General features: G+C 60.6%; 13 protein-coding genes. 11 read left to right on the forward strand and 2 right to left on the reverse strand.

The window, feature by feature from the left end; all coding sequences use genetic code 11:
• Positions 1-246 precede the first annotated feature (246 nt).
• The 4 genes from tsf to HMPREF2635_RS10355 all read left to right on the forward strand — a co-directional run bounded on the left by tsf (position 247) and on the right by HMPREF2635_RS10355 (position 3660).
• Positions 247-1059 (forward strand): translation elongation factor Ts, encoded by an 813-nt coding sequence (gene tsf / locus HMPREF2635_RS10340; protein ID WP_070701706.1) that lies wholly within the window; start codon positions 247-249, stop codon positions 1057-1059.
• 248 nt (positions 1060-1307) lie between these two features.
• Positions 1308-2045 (forward strand): UMP kinase, encoded by a 738-nt coding sequence (gene pyrH, locus HMPREF2635_RS10345; RefSeq protein ID WP_046648054.1) that lies wholly within the window; start codon positions 1308-1310, stop codon positions 2043-2045.
• 70 nt (positions 2046-2115) lie between these two features.
• Positions 2116-2673 carry a ribosome recycling factor gene (gene frr, locus HMPREF2635_RS10350; protein WP_046648055.1) on the forward strand — a complete coding sequence of 186 codons (558 nt, stop codon included), beginning with the start codon at positions 2116-2118 and terminating at the stop codon, positions 2671-2673.
• A gap of 132 nt (positions 2674-2805) precedes the next feature.
• Positions 2806-3660, forward strand: coding sequence for a phosphatidate cytidylyltransferase (locus HMPREF2635_RS10355; RefSeq protein WP_175973262.1), 855 nt, complete (start codon positions 2806-2808; stop codon positions 3658-3660).
• A 3-nt stretch (positions 3661-3663) separates the two neighbouring features.
• Here the strand turns inward: HMPREF2635_RS10355 and HMPREF2635_RS10360 are convergent, their stop codons facing one another.
• The gene (locus HMPREF2635_RS10360) at positions 3664-4068 is read right to left on the reverse strand and encodes a LapA family protein (protein ID WP_070821717.1); all 405 of its coding nucleotides are present in this window, start codon (positions 4066-4068) and stop codon (positions 3664-3666) included.
• Positions 4069-4161: 93 nt separating this feature from the next.
• Here HMPREF2635_RS10360 and rlmN point away from each other — a divergent pair, with 93 nt between their 5' ends.
• The 3 genes from rlmN (at position 4162) to HMPREF2635_RS10375 (ending at position 7746) form a co-directional block, all read left to right on the forward strand.
• A complete protein-coding gene (gene rlmN, locus HMPREF2635_RS10365; RefSeq protein ID WP_046648137.1) occupies positions 4162-5268 on the forward strand; it encodes a dual-specificity RNA methyltransferase RlmN in 1107 nt (368 codons plus the stop codon).
• Between the two features lie 70 nt (positions 5269-5338).
• Entirely contained in the window at positions 5339-6160 is an 822-nt protein-coding gene (locus HMPREF2635_RS10370) for an ABC transporter ATP-binding protein (protein WP_070515655.1), read from the forward strand.
• Complete coding sequence (locus HMPREF2635_RS10375; protein ID WP_070515652.1) at positions 6157-7746, forward strand: ABC transporter permease; 1590 nt, start codon at positions 6157-6159, stop codon at positions 7744-7746. Before HMPREF2635_RS10370 ends, HMPREF2635_RS10375 begins: the two co-directional genes overlap by 4 nt.
• An 84-nt stretch (positions 7747-7830) precedes the next feature.
• Here HMPREF2635_RS10375 and HMPREF2635_RS10380 read toward each other — a convergent pair whose 3' ends face one another.
• Positions 7831-8280 (reverse strand): DUF2631 domain-containing protein, encoded by a 450-nt coding sequence (locus tag HMPREF2635_RS10380; protein WP_070515651.1) that lies wholly within the window; start codon positions 8278-8280, stop codon positions 7831-7833.
• Positions 8281-8434: 154 nt separating this feature from the next.
• On the opposite strand from HMPREF2635_RS10380, the gene dxr reads away from it, so the two are divergent.
• The 4 genes from dxr to HMPREF2635_RS10400 all read left to right on the forward strand — a co-directional run bounded on the left by dxr (position 8435) and on the right by HMPREF2635_RS10400 (position 13986).
• A complete protein-coding gene (dxr, locus tag HMPREF2635_RS10385; RefSeq protein ID WP_070515649.1) occupies positions 8435-9625 on the forward strand; it encodes a 1-deoxy-D-xylulose-5-phosphate reductoisomerase in 1191 nt (396 codons plus the stop codon).
• A 15-nt stretch (positions 9626-9640) separates the two neighbouring features.
• Positions 9641-10849, forward strand: a complete 1209-nt coding sequence (locus HMPREF2635_RS10390) for a M50 family metallopeptidase (protein WP_070682011.1) — start codon at positions 9641-9643, stop codon at positions 10847-10849.
• Positions 10850-10913: 64 nt separating this feature from the next.
• Entirely contained in the window at positions 10914-12077 is a 1164-nt protein-coding gene (ispG, locus tag HMPREF2635_RS10395; protein ID WP_070821718.1) for a flavodoxin-dependent (E)-4-hydroxy-3-methylbut-2-enyl-diphosphate synthase, read from the forward strand.
• A gap of 58 nt (positions 12078-12135) precedes the next feature.
• Entirely contained in the window at positions 12136-13986 is a 1851-nt protein-coding gene (locus HMPREF2635_RS10400; protein WP_070821719.1) for a penicillin-binding transpeptidase domain-containing protein, read from the forward strand.
• The last annotated feature ends 50 nt before the right edge of the window (positions 13987-14036 follow it).

The raw sequence follows: 14036 nt of genomic DNA on the forward strand, positions 1-14036 counted from the left end.
CTGCATACCTGAAGCCCCCGTACCGCGCGGCCCCTACTGTCCGCGGCGATGGGGGCTTTTTCTCACGTGTTTTCCGAAGCTTGCGAAGGCGCGTGACACACCACAGGGGTGAAACACCACGCAGAGGGTTTCCTCCGTTGGGGGAGTGGGAGAAAGCTAACACCCCCTCAACGCGACGTGGTGGTAGCGATTCAGCTACGCTGTTTCAACGAATACCGTTTAAATCCAAGGAGGATCGCTCCAACTATGGCGAACTACACTGCTGCAGACGTAAAGGCATTGCGTGAGGCCACCGGCGCCGGCATGCTCGATTGCAAGAAGGCTCTCGACGAGTCCCAGGGTGACTACGACAAGGCCGTCGAGTACCTGCGCATCAAGGGCGCAAAGAACGTGTCCAAGCGCGCTGAGCGTGAGGCAACTGAGGGCCTGATTGCTGTCTCCGGCAACACGATGGTGGAGATCAACTGCGAGACCGACTTCGTGGCCAAGAACGAGGCTTTCAAGTCCTTCGCTGCCAAGATCGCTGAGGCTGCTGGTGAGGCCAAGGTCAACTCCGGTGAGGAACTCAACAACCTGGAGATTGACGGCAAGAAGGTTTCCGAGGTCGTCGACGAAGAGTCCGCAAAGACCGGCGAGAAGCTGCAGGCCCGCCGTGCCGTCACCATTGAGGGTGACAACGTAGCTGTGTACCTGCACCAGCGTTCCGCTGACCTGCCGCCGGCAGTGGGTGTCCTGGTGTCCTACGAGGGCAACGCAGAAGGCGCTCACGCAGTCGCTCTCCAGATCGCAGCTATGAACGCTGAGTACCTCACCCGCGAGGACGTTCCGGCTGAGATCGTTGAGAAGGAGCGCGAGATCGCGGAGGCCACCACCCGCGAGGAGGGCAAGCCGGAGGCTGCCCTGCCGAAGATTGTGGAAGGCCGCCTGAACGGCTTCTACAAGTCTGTGGTCCTGCTGGAGCAGGCAGCATTGTCGGACTCCAAGAAGACCGTTAAGCAGGTTGCAGAGGAGGCTGGCACCACCATTACCGGTTTCGTCCGTTACGAGGTCGGCGTCTAAGCGCTTCTGAAGCTGTCGCAGTCATGGCCGCATGTCGTGCGGCGACTGCCTTCTGCTCCCTCCTCCACTCCTTTTCCCTACGCCGTGTGGCCAAAGGAAACAAGTGGGGGAGGGAGTTCGCTGTTTTAGCCTGCCCCTGAGGGTGGGGCTCGCTCGCAGCTGAGTATTAGCGAGCGGCTTCCTATGGTTAAGATGGAACAGAATTATTCAAGCGCTTAACTGAAGCGTCGCCATGCGTGAAGGAGACGATGAAGACCGTGACCAACCCTGAACCGAAGCGAACCGGATACAAGCGAGTCATGCTCAAGCTGGGCGGTGAGATGTTCGGCGGTGGCAAGGTCGGCATCGACCCTGATGTGGTAGAAAACGTCGCCCGCCAAATTGCCGAGGTGGCGCAGCAGGGGACCGAAATCGCCGTCGTTATCGGCGGCGGTAACTTCTTCCGCGGCGCCGAACTTTCCCAGCGCGGCATGGACCGCGCGCGCTCCGACTACATGGGCATGCTCGGCACCGTCATGAACTCCCTGGCGCTGCAGGACTTTCTCAAACAGCAGGGCATCGACTGCCGCGTGCAGACCTCCATCAACATGGCACAGATCGCTGAGCCCTACCTCCCGCTGCGTGCCGACCGCCACTTGGAAAAGGGCCGCGTCGTCATCTTCGGCGCCGGAATGGGCATGCCGTACTTCTCCACCGATACCACTGCGGCGCAGCGAGCCCTAGAGATCGGCGCGGAAGTCCTCTTCTTGGCCAAGGCAGTCGACGGCGTCTATTCGGCCGACCCCCGGACCAACCCGGATGCCGAACTGTATTCCGAAATCACCCCGCGTGAGGTTATTGAGAAGGGTCTGAAGGTGGCCGATGCTACCGCGTTCAGCCTCTGCATGGACAACAATATGCCGATTTTGGTCTTCAACCTCCTCACCGAGGGCAACATCAAGCGTGCCGTCAACGGCGAGAAGATCGGCACGCTGGTTCAGTCCTAGTACAAATGGGCTGCGACCTGCTAAATTCTTTCCCAGAACTTTTGACTATTTCAAGGGAGTTGTAACCCTCATGATCGACGAGATCCAGCTCGAAGCTGAAGAGCACATGACCGCTTCGGTAGAGCACACCCGTGAGCAGCTGCTCACCATCCGCACCGGCCGCGCCAACCCGTCCATGTTTAACGGCTTGGTCGCTGAGTACTACGGGGTTCCGACCCCTATTACCCAGATGGCCACCATCTCGGTCCCTGAGCCGCGCATGCTGCTCATCAAGCCTTATGAACAGTCCGTGATGAATGAGATTGAGAACGCGATTCGCAACTCGGATCTGGGCGTGAACCCGACGAACGACGGTCAGGTACTGCGCGTGACCATCCCGCAGCTGACCGAGGAGCGCCGCCGCGACATGGTCAAGATGGCCAAGAGCAAGGGCGAGGACGGCAAGATTGCTATCCGCAACATCCGCCGCCGTGCCATGGAGCAGCTGAAGAAGCTGCAGAAGGATGGCGACGCGGGTGAGGACGAAGTTATCGCCGCCGAGAAGGAGATGGAAAAGATTACGTCCGGCTACATCGAGCAGGTGGACCAGCTCGTAGCCAACAAGGAAGAAGAGCTCATGGAGGTCTAGTCTCCGCGCTCACAGAGTTTTGACTTGCCGCCGCGCCAGGCACCGACCAGCACGGCGGTCTTTTCTGTGTAGAACTTGACTTACCCCACGATTGAATGAGGAGCACGCGTGAGCACTGAGCACTCGAGCCGAATGCCCAAACCCAAAAACTCCGCGGGTCGAGACATGCCCGCGGCGATTGCCGTTGGTGTTGGTTTGGGTGCGCTCGTTGTCTTTGCGGTGTGGGCCGGGCCCCTTGTGTGGTACCTCGTCGTAGCCACAGCGCTGGGCTTAGCCATGTGGGAGGTCCTTACCAGGCTGCGGGAGCACTCCTACTACGTCCCGCGGACGTTGCTCATCGTCTTGGGACAAGCCATGGTGTGGGTCTCGTGGTTCCTCAATGCCTCCGGCCTCGTCGCGGTTTATGTGGTTGCGGTCTTGGCGCTCATGTTCGGCCGCCTCTTTCACAACGGCAGACATCGCCCCCCGATCAACTATTTGCGCGATATGTCCGTGGGTATTTTCGTTCTCACCTGGATCCCACTTTTTGGCACTTTTGCCGCGATGCTTTCGCGGGTGGAGACCCCCTTCGCCTCGGGGGCGGCGTCGATTGTCGTGTTTATGCTCTGCGTCGTCGCCTCCGACACCGGTGGTTTCATCGCCGGCGTGATGTTTGGATCGCACCCCATGGCCCCCGCGGTGAGCCCCAAGAAGTCGTGGGAGGGCTTTGCCGGCTCGGTAGTTTTCGGCACCCTGACCGGTGCATTGAGTTTCGCGTTCCTGCTGCACCACACTCCATGGGTGGGCGCGCTCATGGGCCTCGGGCTCGTTTTCTGCGCCACCCTCGGTGACTTGGTGGAGTCTCAGTTTAAGCGGGAATTGGGCATCAAGGATATGTCTGCCTTGCTGCCCGGTCACGGCGGCATCATGGACCGCCTGGATGGCATGCTGCCATCCGCGATGGTCACGTGGGTGGCAATGAGCTTCCTGACCACCCTGGCGCCGTAGGTCTTAGCGGCGCGCTTGCTTGCGTACCTGGCGGCGCAACTCGAACATGCGCCAGCCGCCCACCAGGGCCATAATGAGCGCGCCGGCAATGGCGCAGATGAGGTAAGTGACACCGGCGGGGAACTGCACTGACCAGTTAAGGAAGTTCAGCGGTACTTGGTGCTGGTTCTGCAGGATGAAGATGATAAGGACGATGAGCAGCAAGAAGCCCACGATGAGGGCAATCCACGTGCTGGCGGCGAAGGAGCCCTTGACCTTTCCGTCATTTTTATTGTCATAGTCGGTTGCGCGCGGAGCCGGCTCCACCGCACCGCCACCGGAAGTGGTTTCCGCAGACAGGTCGGTCAGCGGCTCGTCGGCCGGGGCGGGGGTGCGGAATTCCTCAGGGGAGTTTTCTGGATTCGTCATGCATCTATTAAATAGGTTGAGATGTCACTTTCGCCACTCCAGCAGAGCCTAGATTGGATAATGTGGCTGAAAACGTGGAAAATGGGCTCTACCATGGCTGAACCACTGAAACTGAATTTCTCCGCTCCGCGCCGCGGGCTACCCCCGAAGCACTTCGCGGACCTGACCGAGGCCGAGCGCATTGAGGCGCTCGCGGAACTTGGCCTGCCTAAGTTCCGGGCAAAGCAGCTGGCCAAGCACTACTACGTCCACCACACCGCCGATGTTTCCGAGATGACGGATATCCCGGCTGCCTCCCGTGAGGCAGTCCAGGAGCGTTTGTTCCCCACGCTCATGCAACCCATCCGGCAGACTTCCACCGACGACGGCGAGACCACCAAGTCCCTGTGGCGTTTGCACGACGGCACGCTGCTGGAGTCCGTGCTCATGCGCTACCCAGGGCGCGCCACCCTGTGTATCTCCTCCCAGGCCGGGTGCGGCATGGCCTGTCCGTTCTGCGCCACCGGCCAGGGCGGGCTGGACCGCAACCTGTCCACCGCGGAAATCGTGGAGCAGTTTAGGCACGCTGCTCGCCTTATGGAAGAGGAAGGCGGGCGCTTAAGCAACGTTGTCTTCATGGGCATGGGCGAGCCGCTGGCCAACTACAAGCGCGTGGTTCATGCGGTGCGCCAGATTACCGGACCTGATCTCAGCGGCTTCGGCCTGTCCCAGCGCAACGTCACTGTATCGACGGTGGGGCTGGCCCCGGCCATCCGCAAGCTCGCGGATGAGGATTTGTCCTGCACCCTCGCAGTGTCCCTGCACACCCCGGACGACGAGCTGCGCGATACTCTCGTGCCTGTCAACAACCGCTGGCCGGTCGAGGAGGTGCTCGACGCCGCCAAGTACTATGCCGATAAGTCTGGCCGCCGCGTCTCCATCGAGTATGCGCTGATCCGCGATAAGAACGATCAGGATTTCCGCGCCGACATGCTGGGCCGGAAGCTCCATGCGGCGCTGGGCTCCAAGGTTCACGTCAACGTCATTCCGCTTAACCCCACGCCGGGTTCCGAGTGGGACGCCGCTCCGAAGGCGCGCCAGGACGAGTTCGTTCGCCGCGTTATCGCGCAGGGCGTGCCGTGCACCGTGCGCGATACCAAGGGCGATGAAATCGCTGCGGCCTGTGGCCAGCTTGCCGCCGACGAGCGCGAGACCGCTTAAGGGCTCTGCTTACAGTTTCCTAACGATAGTTTTTCGGAGAACAAAGCATTAATGGTTCTTGATACCGTTAATGCTTATGACTCATCCTTATCGTGCGGACTTAGCCGCTGATCCGCGCACCCAAGCTCTGGCGGTGCGCGATCTGCGCAAGTCCTTTGGTTCTCAGATCGCTGTCAATAGCCTCAACCTGGATGTTCCACGCGGATCCATCTACGGGATAGTGGGGCCCAACGGTGCGGGCAAGACCACGATGCTGACCATGGCCTGTGGCCTCCAGCGTCCCGATTCAGGCTCCAGCTTCATCGCTGGTCACAATGTGTGGGAGGAGCCCATTCCCGCCAAGCGGGCCATGGGTCTGCTCATGGATGGTGCGCCGGTCTTTGACCGCCTCACGGGCGCTGAGTATCTCCACTACCTCGGTGCTTTGCACAAGCTGGAACGCGCCGAGTCGCTGCGCCGTGCGCAGGAGCTTCTCGACGCCCTCTCCCTCTCCGATGCCGCCGACAAACGCATCGCGGATTATTCCGCCGGCATGACCAAAAAGATCCTCTTGGCCGGCGCTGTCCTGCACAACCCAGAGGTGCTCATCTTGGATGAGCCGCTGGAAGCCGTGGATCCGGTCTCCGGGCGCCTCATCCAGCAGATGCTGCGCGCCTATGCTGCGCGTGGCGGCACGGTTATTTTGTCTTCGCACGTCATGGAGCTTGTTGAGGGTCTATGCGATCACGTTGCGATCATCAACGGCGGCCAAGTCATCACCGCAGGCCACGTTGAGGATGTCCGCCAGGGCCAAAGCCTGAGCGATCTGTTCATCGCGGCCGTTGGGGGACGGGATCTGGACGTCTCGAAGTTTGGGTGGCTGCGCTCCCCGTCGGCAGGTGAGCGCGAATGACGTCCACTCTGTTCAGGCTTCACCGCACCCTGTGGTGGCGCAGTGTCGCCTCCAACCCGTCGACGCTCATCATGGGGCTGATGATGCTTCTCTACGGGGCTATCGGTCTCGTTTCGCTCGCCTTCATGGTGTATTCCGATATCACCACCCCGGGTCACGGTTACCAAGCGCTGACCGTCGGGGTGGCAGGCGGCATGCTCATCTACGTTCTCCTCGCTCTTTTCATGCCGGCGGGGGAGAACCAGTTGAGCCCGACAACCCTGGGAGCTCTTCCTCTGACTCCCCGCGAGGTTCTTCCGGGCCTCTTCCTTTCCAGCTTGTTGACTACCCGCGCCATCATGTCGGTTGTCTTTTCCCTGGTATATGCGATCATCGGCAGCATCTTCCTTATACTGACGGGGCCTGGGTGGGCCGCAGTGCCCTTCGTCGTCGGCATGGTTCTGTCGTGTGTCACGACCATTATCTTCGGCGAATGCCTTGGCCAAGTGGCTTCCGCTATCGCAGATTCCCAGAAATCCCGCACCCAAATCGCGGCGATGGTGGTTATGGGCCTGCTCGTCTTTGGCATGCTGCAGGCGCAGAGCGTCTTGGAGTCTTTGCCGCCGCTAAACACGGTAGGCGCTGTCAGCGCCTGGACCCCGTTTGGCGCAGGGGTGGGGTGGGCGCTCGCGCTTGCCGACGGCCAGCTCATCACCGCCCTAGCCCAACTACTGATCGCGGTGGCCAGCCTTGGCCTGTTGGCATGGGTGTGGTCCCGTCAGATAACCGGCCTCATGCGCAATCCGGGAGCGGGTGGTGACGCAGCCAGCGAGGTGACGGGCAAGGGAGTATCCAAGTTGGAGTTGGGCGCGTGGTCTTATTCCAGTCCGGCGGCGATGGAATATACCCGCGCGTTGCGTTATCTCACCCGTGACAAGCGGCAAACAGGCATGCTGTACATGATGCCTCTGTTTGGCGTGGTGACGCTCTATCAGCTGTGGAAGGGCGAGGACTTCACCGCCTATTTTATGCTGTGCTTCAGCGCAATCGTGCTCTCTTCGCTCTTGGCTAATGATTATGGCTTCGACGGGCCATCGAACTGGGTCCACATGGTGGCGCCGGTTGCCCCGCGCACCATACTTCATGCGCGCCACCTCGCACACGTGACTATTCCTTTGATTGGGTTTGTTCTGCTTGCCGTAGTGGTTCTTGTCTTTGGTGATGACGGCACCTTGGGCATGGTGAGCACAGCTGTGGCCCTAGGAGTATTTATCTCCACGGCGGCGGTGGGCTTGGGCCTTACTGTGCTTAACCCATATCCCTTGTCCGCCCCTGGGCAGAACCGGTGGAATGATAAATCTGGCTATTCCGCTGGTGCTTTTCTCACTGCGTTTGTCGGCATGCTGTTGGTGTGGGTGCCCGCGCTTCCGGGGATCGTGGTTTCTGCCCTCGTTTACGAGCGAGGAGGCTGGCTGCTTTACGTTGCAGTAATGGTTTCGCTGCTGGTTCCGGCGCTGGTTTACGCCGTTGTCTGGCGCTTCGCTGGAAACAGAGCACAAGAGCGAACCCCGGAAATCTACGCGGTGGTCAACCGATACGTGACCTAGGAGTGAAAGAGATAAAACAAAGCTCCCTTTCTGCAGGCCATCCGTGAACTGCAGAAAGGGAGCTTTGCGTAAAGCGAAGAAGCGTTAGTTAGCCACCGGCTTGGCAGCGTGGCGGCCTTCGGTCACATCACGAAGGTGGGCAACGCGAGAAGGCTCGATGTTGAGGGCACGCAGCTCATCATCAGTCAGGGAAGCGTAGACGTTGTGAACGGTCTTCTGCTCGTATGCCCAGTCCGGCTCCTCGTGGCCTACCGGCTTGTTACGGGCGGTCAAGGTGCGCACCTGGGAGAGCTTCGGCTGCAGGGCGTAAATCACCAAACCGAGGGCGATAAGGACTGCCAGAGTGATCAGCCAAATCGTCTCCACGTGGCCCTTGTGGTTACCAAAGTTATAAGCAAGCAGGAAGACGACGGACGTCCAGCCGGCGATCTGTACGCCCGAGCGGCTGATGCGGGACCAACCGAAACCTGCGGACGGGACGTCATCGGTGGATACGCCGTCGAAAACCTGCGATGCCGGCTTGTGGGAAGACACTTGCTCTCCTTTGCGTGTACATGCAGCTCACCCTGGATAGAACTAGTTGAGTCGAGCGAGCGCACGAAAAATGCCAGTTATTCTGTGTAGTAGTTTAAATGATCCTGCCGACAACCGCGATTAAACACCCCCGCCTTTCGCTATCGGAGCACCTATGACTCCGGCTAGTGTGAACAGGGTGAGTACCCAACGCATTCTGATTCTCGGCTCTACTGGCTCGATTGGCACCCAGGCTCTGGACGTTATCGCGGATAATCCAGATAAATTCACAGTCGTGGGTATCGCTGCCGGTGGGTCCAACCCACAGCTCGTTATTGAGCAGGCCCGCGCTCTCAACCTTTCGTTTGACCACGTGGCCGTCGCTAAGCCCGAGGCGGCCCGCACCGTTTCCGAGGCTCTCGGCGGCGCTGTGCTGTCGGGCCCAGACTCCGCAGAACAACTTGTCAAGGCCATCGATGCGGATAAGGTTCTCAACGCACTTGTTGGATCCATGGGCTTGGCCTCCACCATCGCCACCTTGGAGAAGGGCGAGCTGTTGGCGTTGGCGAACAAAGAATCCCTTGTCGCCGGCGGCTCCATCGTCACCCGCTTGGCGGGGGAGGGGCAGATTATTCCGGTGGATTCCGAGCATTCCGCCATGGCGCAGTGCCTGCGTGCGGGCAGCGGTGTGGAGCTCGAGCGCCTCGTTCTTACTGCCTCCGGTGGTCCTTTCCGTGGCTGGACCCGCGAGGAGATGTGGGATGTCACCCCGCAGCAAGCAGCGCAACACCCGACGTGGTCGATGGGGCAGATGAACACCCTGAATTCGGCGACTTTGGTGAATAAGGGCCTTGAGCTCATCGAGGCGACCTTGCTGTTCGACATCCACCCGGACCTTATTGATGTCACCGTTCACCCCCAATCCATCGTGCACTCCATGGCCACCTTCACCGATGGCTGCACGATTGCGCAGTGTTCCCCGCCGTCGATGAAGCTGCCGATCTCGTTGGCGCTGGACTGGCCACACCGAGTACCCGGCGCTCAGCCGGCGTTGGACTTTTCCGCCGCTCATGACTGGCGCTTCGAGCCGCTCGATGACGAAGCCTTCCCAGCCGTTCGCCTTGCCCGCGAGGTAGCCGCTGCCGGCGGCACGCATGCCGCTGTATATAACGCTGCGAACGAGGAGGCAGCAGCGGCTTTCCTGGCGGGTCGCATCCACTTCCCGGAAATTGTTGACGTGGTTAGCCACGTCGTGGGTCAGGCCTCGGAGTTCGCTGGTGTACCCTCTAGCGTCGATGATGTCCTCGCTGTGGAAGGTGAGGCCCGCCGTCGCGCGAACGCGCTGGTGGATTCGCTCGCTCGTTAGAAAGCCTCAGAGTTTATGGCAAATGTCCTCGGTATTATCCTCTTCGCTTTGGGGATCGGCATCACCGTTGCCCTACACGAGGCAGGCCACATGTTCACCGCCCGTGCCTTCGGGATGCGAGTGCGGCGCTACTTCATCGGCTTCGGACCCCGCATAGCGTCCTTTACGCGGGGCCATACCGAATATGGCCTCGCGGCGTTCCCGGTGGGCGGCTTCTGTGATATCGCGGGCATGACCGCGCAGGATGAGTTCCTCACCGAGGAGGAAGAGCCCTACGCCATGTACAAGAAGCCGGCATGGCAGCGCATCATCGTGCTGGCTGGTGGAATCACGGTCAACCTGCTGTTGGGTTTCATTATCCTGCTGATCATTGCCATGACCACGGGCCTGCCCAACCCAGACGCGGATGTGCGCCCGCGCGTTGGTGAAGTGTCCTGTGCTGTGAACCAGAAGGCTGACGGCACCCTAGATTCCTGCCAAGGGCTGGGCCCGGCAGGTGAAGCGGGAGTAGAACCAGGGGACATCGTTCTAGCGCTCAACGGTGAAACGATGGATTCCTTCGCCCAGCTTCGAGACACCGTCATGACCCACCCGGGCGAAACCGTCACCCTCACAGTGGAACGCGATGGCGCTCCGCGTGACTTCGACATCACCCTGTCGACGGTGACCCGGCTCAACGCCGAGGGGCAACTGGTGGAGGTCGGTGCCATCGGCATGAGTAACCAGGTAATCGACATCAGGGAGACCTACTCCTTTGTCGACGCTATCCCGGCGACCGCCCGCTACTCGGGCTATGCACTCAACGCCACGGTCCAAGGAATCGCCCAGTTCCCCGCAAAGATTCCGGGTGTGGTGGCTTCCATCTTTGGGCAGGAGCGCGATGTCAACGGCCCCATGTCCGTGGTGGGGGCCTCCCGTGTGGGCGGCGAACTAGTGGAGCGCAGCCTGTGGTCCTCCTTCTTTATGATGTTGGCCACTCTCAATTTCTTCCTCGCGCTGTTTAACCTCATCCCGTTGCCGCCTTTTGATGGTGGTCACATCGCCGTCATCATCTATGAGAAGATCCGCGATGCTCTGCGCCGCCTCATGGGCAAGGAGCCGAAGGGGCCGGCAGACTATACCAAGCTCATGCCTATTACCTATGTGCTGGCTTTCCTCCTCATGGCGGTGGGCGCGCTCATCATGATTGCGGATGTGGTCAATCCGATCCGGCTATTTGGCTAGTGATCCGGCTGCCCCGTGCGGTGCTAGAGTGGGGGCGTTAAACCCCAATTAGCAAGGAGCGCACATGTCGACCCCTATTGGTCTTGGAATCCCCGACGGCCCACCCCCTACCTTGGCGCCGCGCCGCAAGACGCGCCAGCTCATGGTTGGCCAGGTTGGTGTGGGCTCTGATCACCTCATTTCAGTGCAGTCGATGACCACGACGAAGACGCACGACGTCAACGCCACCCTTCAGCAGATTGCCCAGCTGACCGCATCGGGCTGCGACATCGTTCGCGTTGCCTGCCCGAAGACGGTGGACGCGGAGGCTTTGCCGGCGATTGCCAAGAAGTCTCCGATCCCCGTGATCGCCGACATCCACTTCCAACCCAAGTACATCTTCGCCGCCATCGACGCCGGCTGCGCTGCCGTGCGCGTCAACCCGGGCAACATCAAGGAATTTGATGGTCGCGTGAAGGAAGTCGCCAAGGCGGCGGGCGATGCCGGTATTCCGATTCGCATCGGCGTCAACGCAGGTTCCTTGGACAAGCGCATCATGGAGAAATACGGCAAGGCAACCCCGGAGGCCCTCGTCGAGTCCGCACTGTGGGAAGCTGGCCTCTTTGAGGAGCACGGTTATGGCGATATCGCTATTTCCGTGAAGCACAACGACCCAGTCGTCATGGTGGAGGCCTACCGTCAGCTCGCCGCTCAGTGTGACTACCCGCTGCACCTTGGCGTCACCGAGGCCGGCCCCGCATTCCAGGGCACCATCAAGTCTTCGGTTGCTTTCGGCGCCCTGCTTGCCGAAGGCATCGGCGACACCATCCGCGTGTCCCTCTCGGCGGATCCGGTGGAAGAAATCAAGGTCGGCGACCAGATCCTGCAGTCCCTCAACTTGCGCCCGCGCAAGCTGGAGATTGTTTCCTGCCCGTCCTGTGGTCGCGCGCAGGTGGACGTGTACAAGCTGGCCAACGAAGTCACCGAAGGCCTCGACGGCATGGAATTCCCGCTGCGCGTGGCCGTCATGGGTTGCGTGGTGAACGGCCCGGGCGAGGCCCGCGATGCAGATCTCGGTGTGGCCTCCGGTAACGGCAAGGGCCAGATCTTCGTCAAGGGTGAGGTCATCAAGACCGTTCCTGAATCCAAGATCGTGGAAACGCTGATCGAAGAAGCGATGCGCCTGGCGGAGGAGCAAGGCCTCGAGGCCGTGGAAGGCGCCAAGGCTGAGGTTCGCGTTACCAAGTAGCACGCCCTGCGGTGTGGGGTGGCCGCCGCGCCGCCCCAGGCTGCTACGCTGCCCAAGCATGAAGAGGTTCGTGGCGCTGCTGGGTGCGGTAGGTTTCGCGGCGTCGTCTGTGGTGGGATGTACCCCCAAGCCGGTGTCCGCGCGCCCAATTGCAGAAGAGTTTCTTGAGAGCATGGAAACTCGCAACAATGAAGAGCTGGTACAGCTGATCGATGACGGAACCACCGCCACGAACACCCTCGACGCCACCTTCGCCGGCCTCCAAGCAGAGGGCCTTGACGTCGAGCTGACCGGGGTAGATCAGGAAGAGGCTCAGGCCACCGCGCACTATTCAGTGACGTGGACGCTGCCGCGTAATCGTTCCCTCCGCTATGACACGTCTATGGCCTTGACTCGCAAGGACAAGGACTGGACTGTCCGCTGGCAGCCCAGCATCATTCACCCCGATCTCGGCGCACACCAGCACCTCGAGCTGCGCTCAGTCGCGCCGAAGCGCGCAGGCGTGGTCTCCTCCGATGGCGTCGAGCTGATGTCACCGGGGCTGCAATACCGCCTTGTTGTCGATACCGACGCTGTCGATGACCCGCGTCCGCTGGCAGCTAAGATTTCCGGCGCTTTGAGCCAAGCGCATCGGGAGGATGATTCCATTCCGGAGGTTGATTCTGGCGAACTTGCCACAAACCTCGAAGGAATCGATGGCTCCTACTCGGTCACCATTCTCAACGAGGCCCAGGCAGCGAGGCTGCGTCCCGTCCTGGAAAACCAGAAGGGGATTCGCTTCAATGAGGAGCCGGCGCTCATCACTCGCGATACCGGCCTGGCACCCGACATCCTCTCCCGTGTGCGATCCATGGTTTCTGAAGAAGTCGATGGCAAGAATGGTTGGTCCGTCTCTGTCGTGAACGAACACGGGGCTGCGCTATCCGACGTCGAGTATCACGAGCCCGAAGCGGCTCCGTCCATCAAGGTTTCGCTGGATTATGACGTTCAGCGTGCTGCGCAAGAAGCCATTAATCTGCACCCCGGGTACGAGGCCATGATTGTGGCCATGCGCCCCTCCACGGGCGAAATTCTGGCCGTGGCGCAAACCCCGGAAGCAGATAAGAAGGGCGACATCGCCCTCCAAGGCCAGTTCCCTCCCGGATCGGTCTTCAAGATTATTACGGCCTCGGCGGGCGTCGACAAGCAAGGCCTGTCCACAGATTCCATCGTGCCCTGCCCGGGCACCATGGATCTGTACGGGCGCACCGTGACCAACTACAACGGGTTCTCGCTCGGTTCGGTACCGCTGCGCCAAGCCTTTGCACAATCCTGCAACACCACGTTCGCGCAGATCTCGACCGACCTCCCCAAGGGTGAGCTTCGCGACGTGGGCAAGCAATACGGGCTGGGCATCGACTATGAGGTGCCGGGGCTCTCGACGATTACCGGTTCGATCCCAGAGGGAGAAACCCCGCTTGAACGCACGGAAGCCGGCTATGGCCAGGGCCTTGACCTTGTCTCTCCCTTTGGCATGGCGCTTGTTTCTTCGACAGTAGCGGCTGGCAGGACCCCGACGCCGACTCTCATCGAGACACGGGAGACCAAGGTTTCCGAGGAGGTCCCCGCGCCGAGTGAGGAGACGCTGAATCAGGTACGGGACATGATGCGTCAGGTGGTGGCGAGCGGTACTGCGGCGGGTATGCAAGCACAGGGAACCATTTATGGAAAGACCGGTGAGGCAGAAATCAACGACGGCTCGCACGCGTGGTTTACCGGTTTCCGCGATGATGACATTGCTTTCGCCACTCTCGTGGTGTTGGGTGGTGGCTCGACGATTTCCGTCAACATCACTGATAACTTCCTACAGCGTTTGGATGCCCTCCGCGCGGAAGGCCACGGCGAGGTTGCTCCCGCACAAGAGCAGTAGCGCGCGCTCATGAGTGTGCCAATGGTGCTCTTTGTCGGGTGCTGGGGAAG

The organism is Corynebacterium sp. HMSC035E02 (assembly GCF_001836065.1).
Classification (GTDB): Bacteria; Actinomycetota; Actinomycetes; order Mycobacteriales; family Mycobacteriaceae; genus Corynebacterium; species Corynebacterium hiratae.

Excerpts from the sequence above, each read along its gene's own strand:
- tsf (WP_070701706.1), top strand. The coding sequence starts at position 247 with ATGGCGAACTACACTGCTGCAGACGTAAAGGCATTGCGTGAGGCCACC.
- pyrH (WP_046648054.1), top strand. The coding sequence starts at position 1,308 with ATGAAGACCGTGACCAACCCTGAACCGAAGCGAACCGGATACAAGCGA.
- frr (WP_046648055.1), top strand. The coding sequence starts at position 2,116 with ATGATCGACGAGATCCAGCTCGAAGCTGAAGAGCACATGACCGCTTCG.
- HMPREF2635_RS10355 (WP_175973262.1), top strand. The coding sequence starts at position 2,806 with ATGCCCAAACCCAAAAACTCCGCGGGTCGAGACATGCCCGCGGCGATT.
- HMPREF2635_RS10360 (WP_070821717.1), bottom strand. The coding sequence starts at position 4,068 with ATGACGAATCCAGAAAACTCCCCTGAGGAATTCCGCACCCCCGCCCCG.
- rlmN (WP_046648137.1), top strand. The coding sequence starts at position 4,162 with ATGGCTGAACCACTGAAACTGAATTTCTCCGCTCCGCGCCGCGGGCTA.
- HMPREF2635_RS10370 (WP_070515655.1), top strand. The coding sequence starts at position 5,339 with ATGCTTATGACTCATCCTTATCGTGCGGACTTAGCCGCTGATCCGCGC.
- HMPREF2635_RS10375 (WP_070515652.1), top strand. The coding sequence starts at position 6,157 with ATGACGTCCACTCTGTTCAGGCTTCACCGCACCCTGTGGTGGCGCAGT.
- dxr (WP_070515649.1), top strand. The coding sequence starts at position 8,435 with ATGACTCCGGCTAGTGTGAACAGGGTGAGTACCCAACGCATTCTGATT.
- HMPREF2635_RS10390 (WP_070682011.1), top strand. The coding sequence starts at position 9,641 with ATGGCAAATGTCCTCGGTATTATCCTCTTCGCTTTGGGGATCGGCATC.
- ispG (WP_070821718.1), top strand. The coding sequence starts at position 10,914 with ATGTCGACCCCTATTGGTCTTGGAATCCCCGACGGCCCACCCCCTACC.
- HMPREF2635_RS10400 (WP_070821719.1), top strand. The coding sequence starts at position 12,136 with ATGAAGAGGTTCGTGGCGCTGCTGGGTGCGGTAGGTTTCGCGGCGTCG.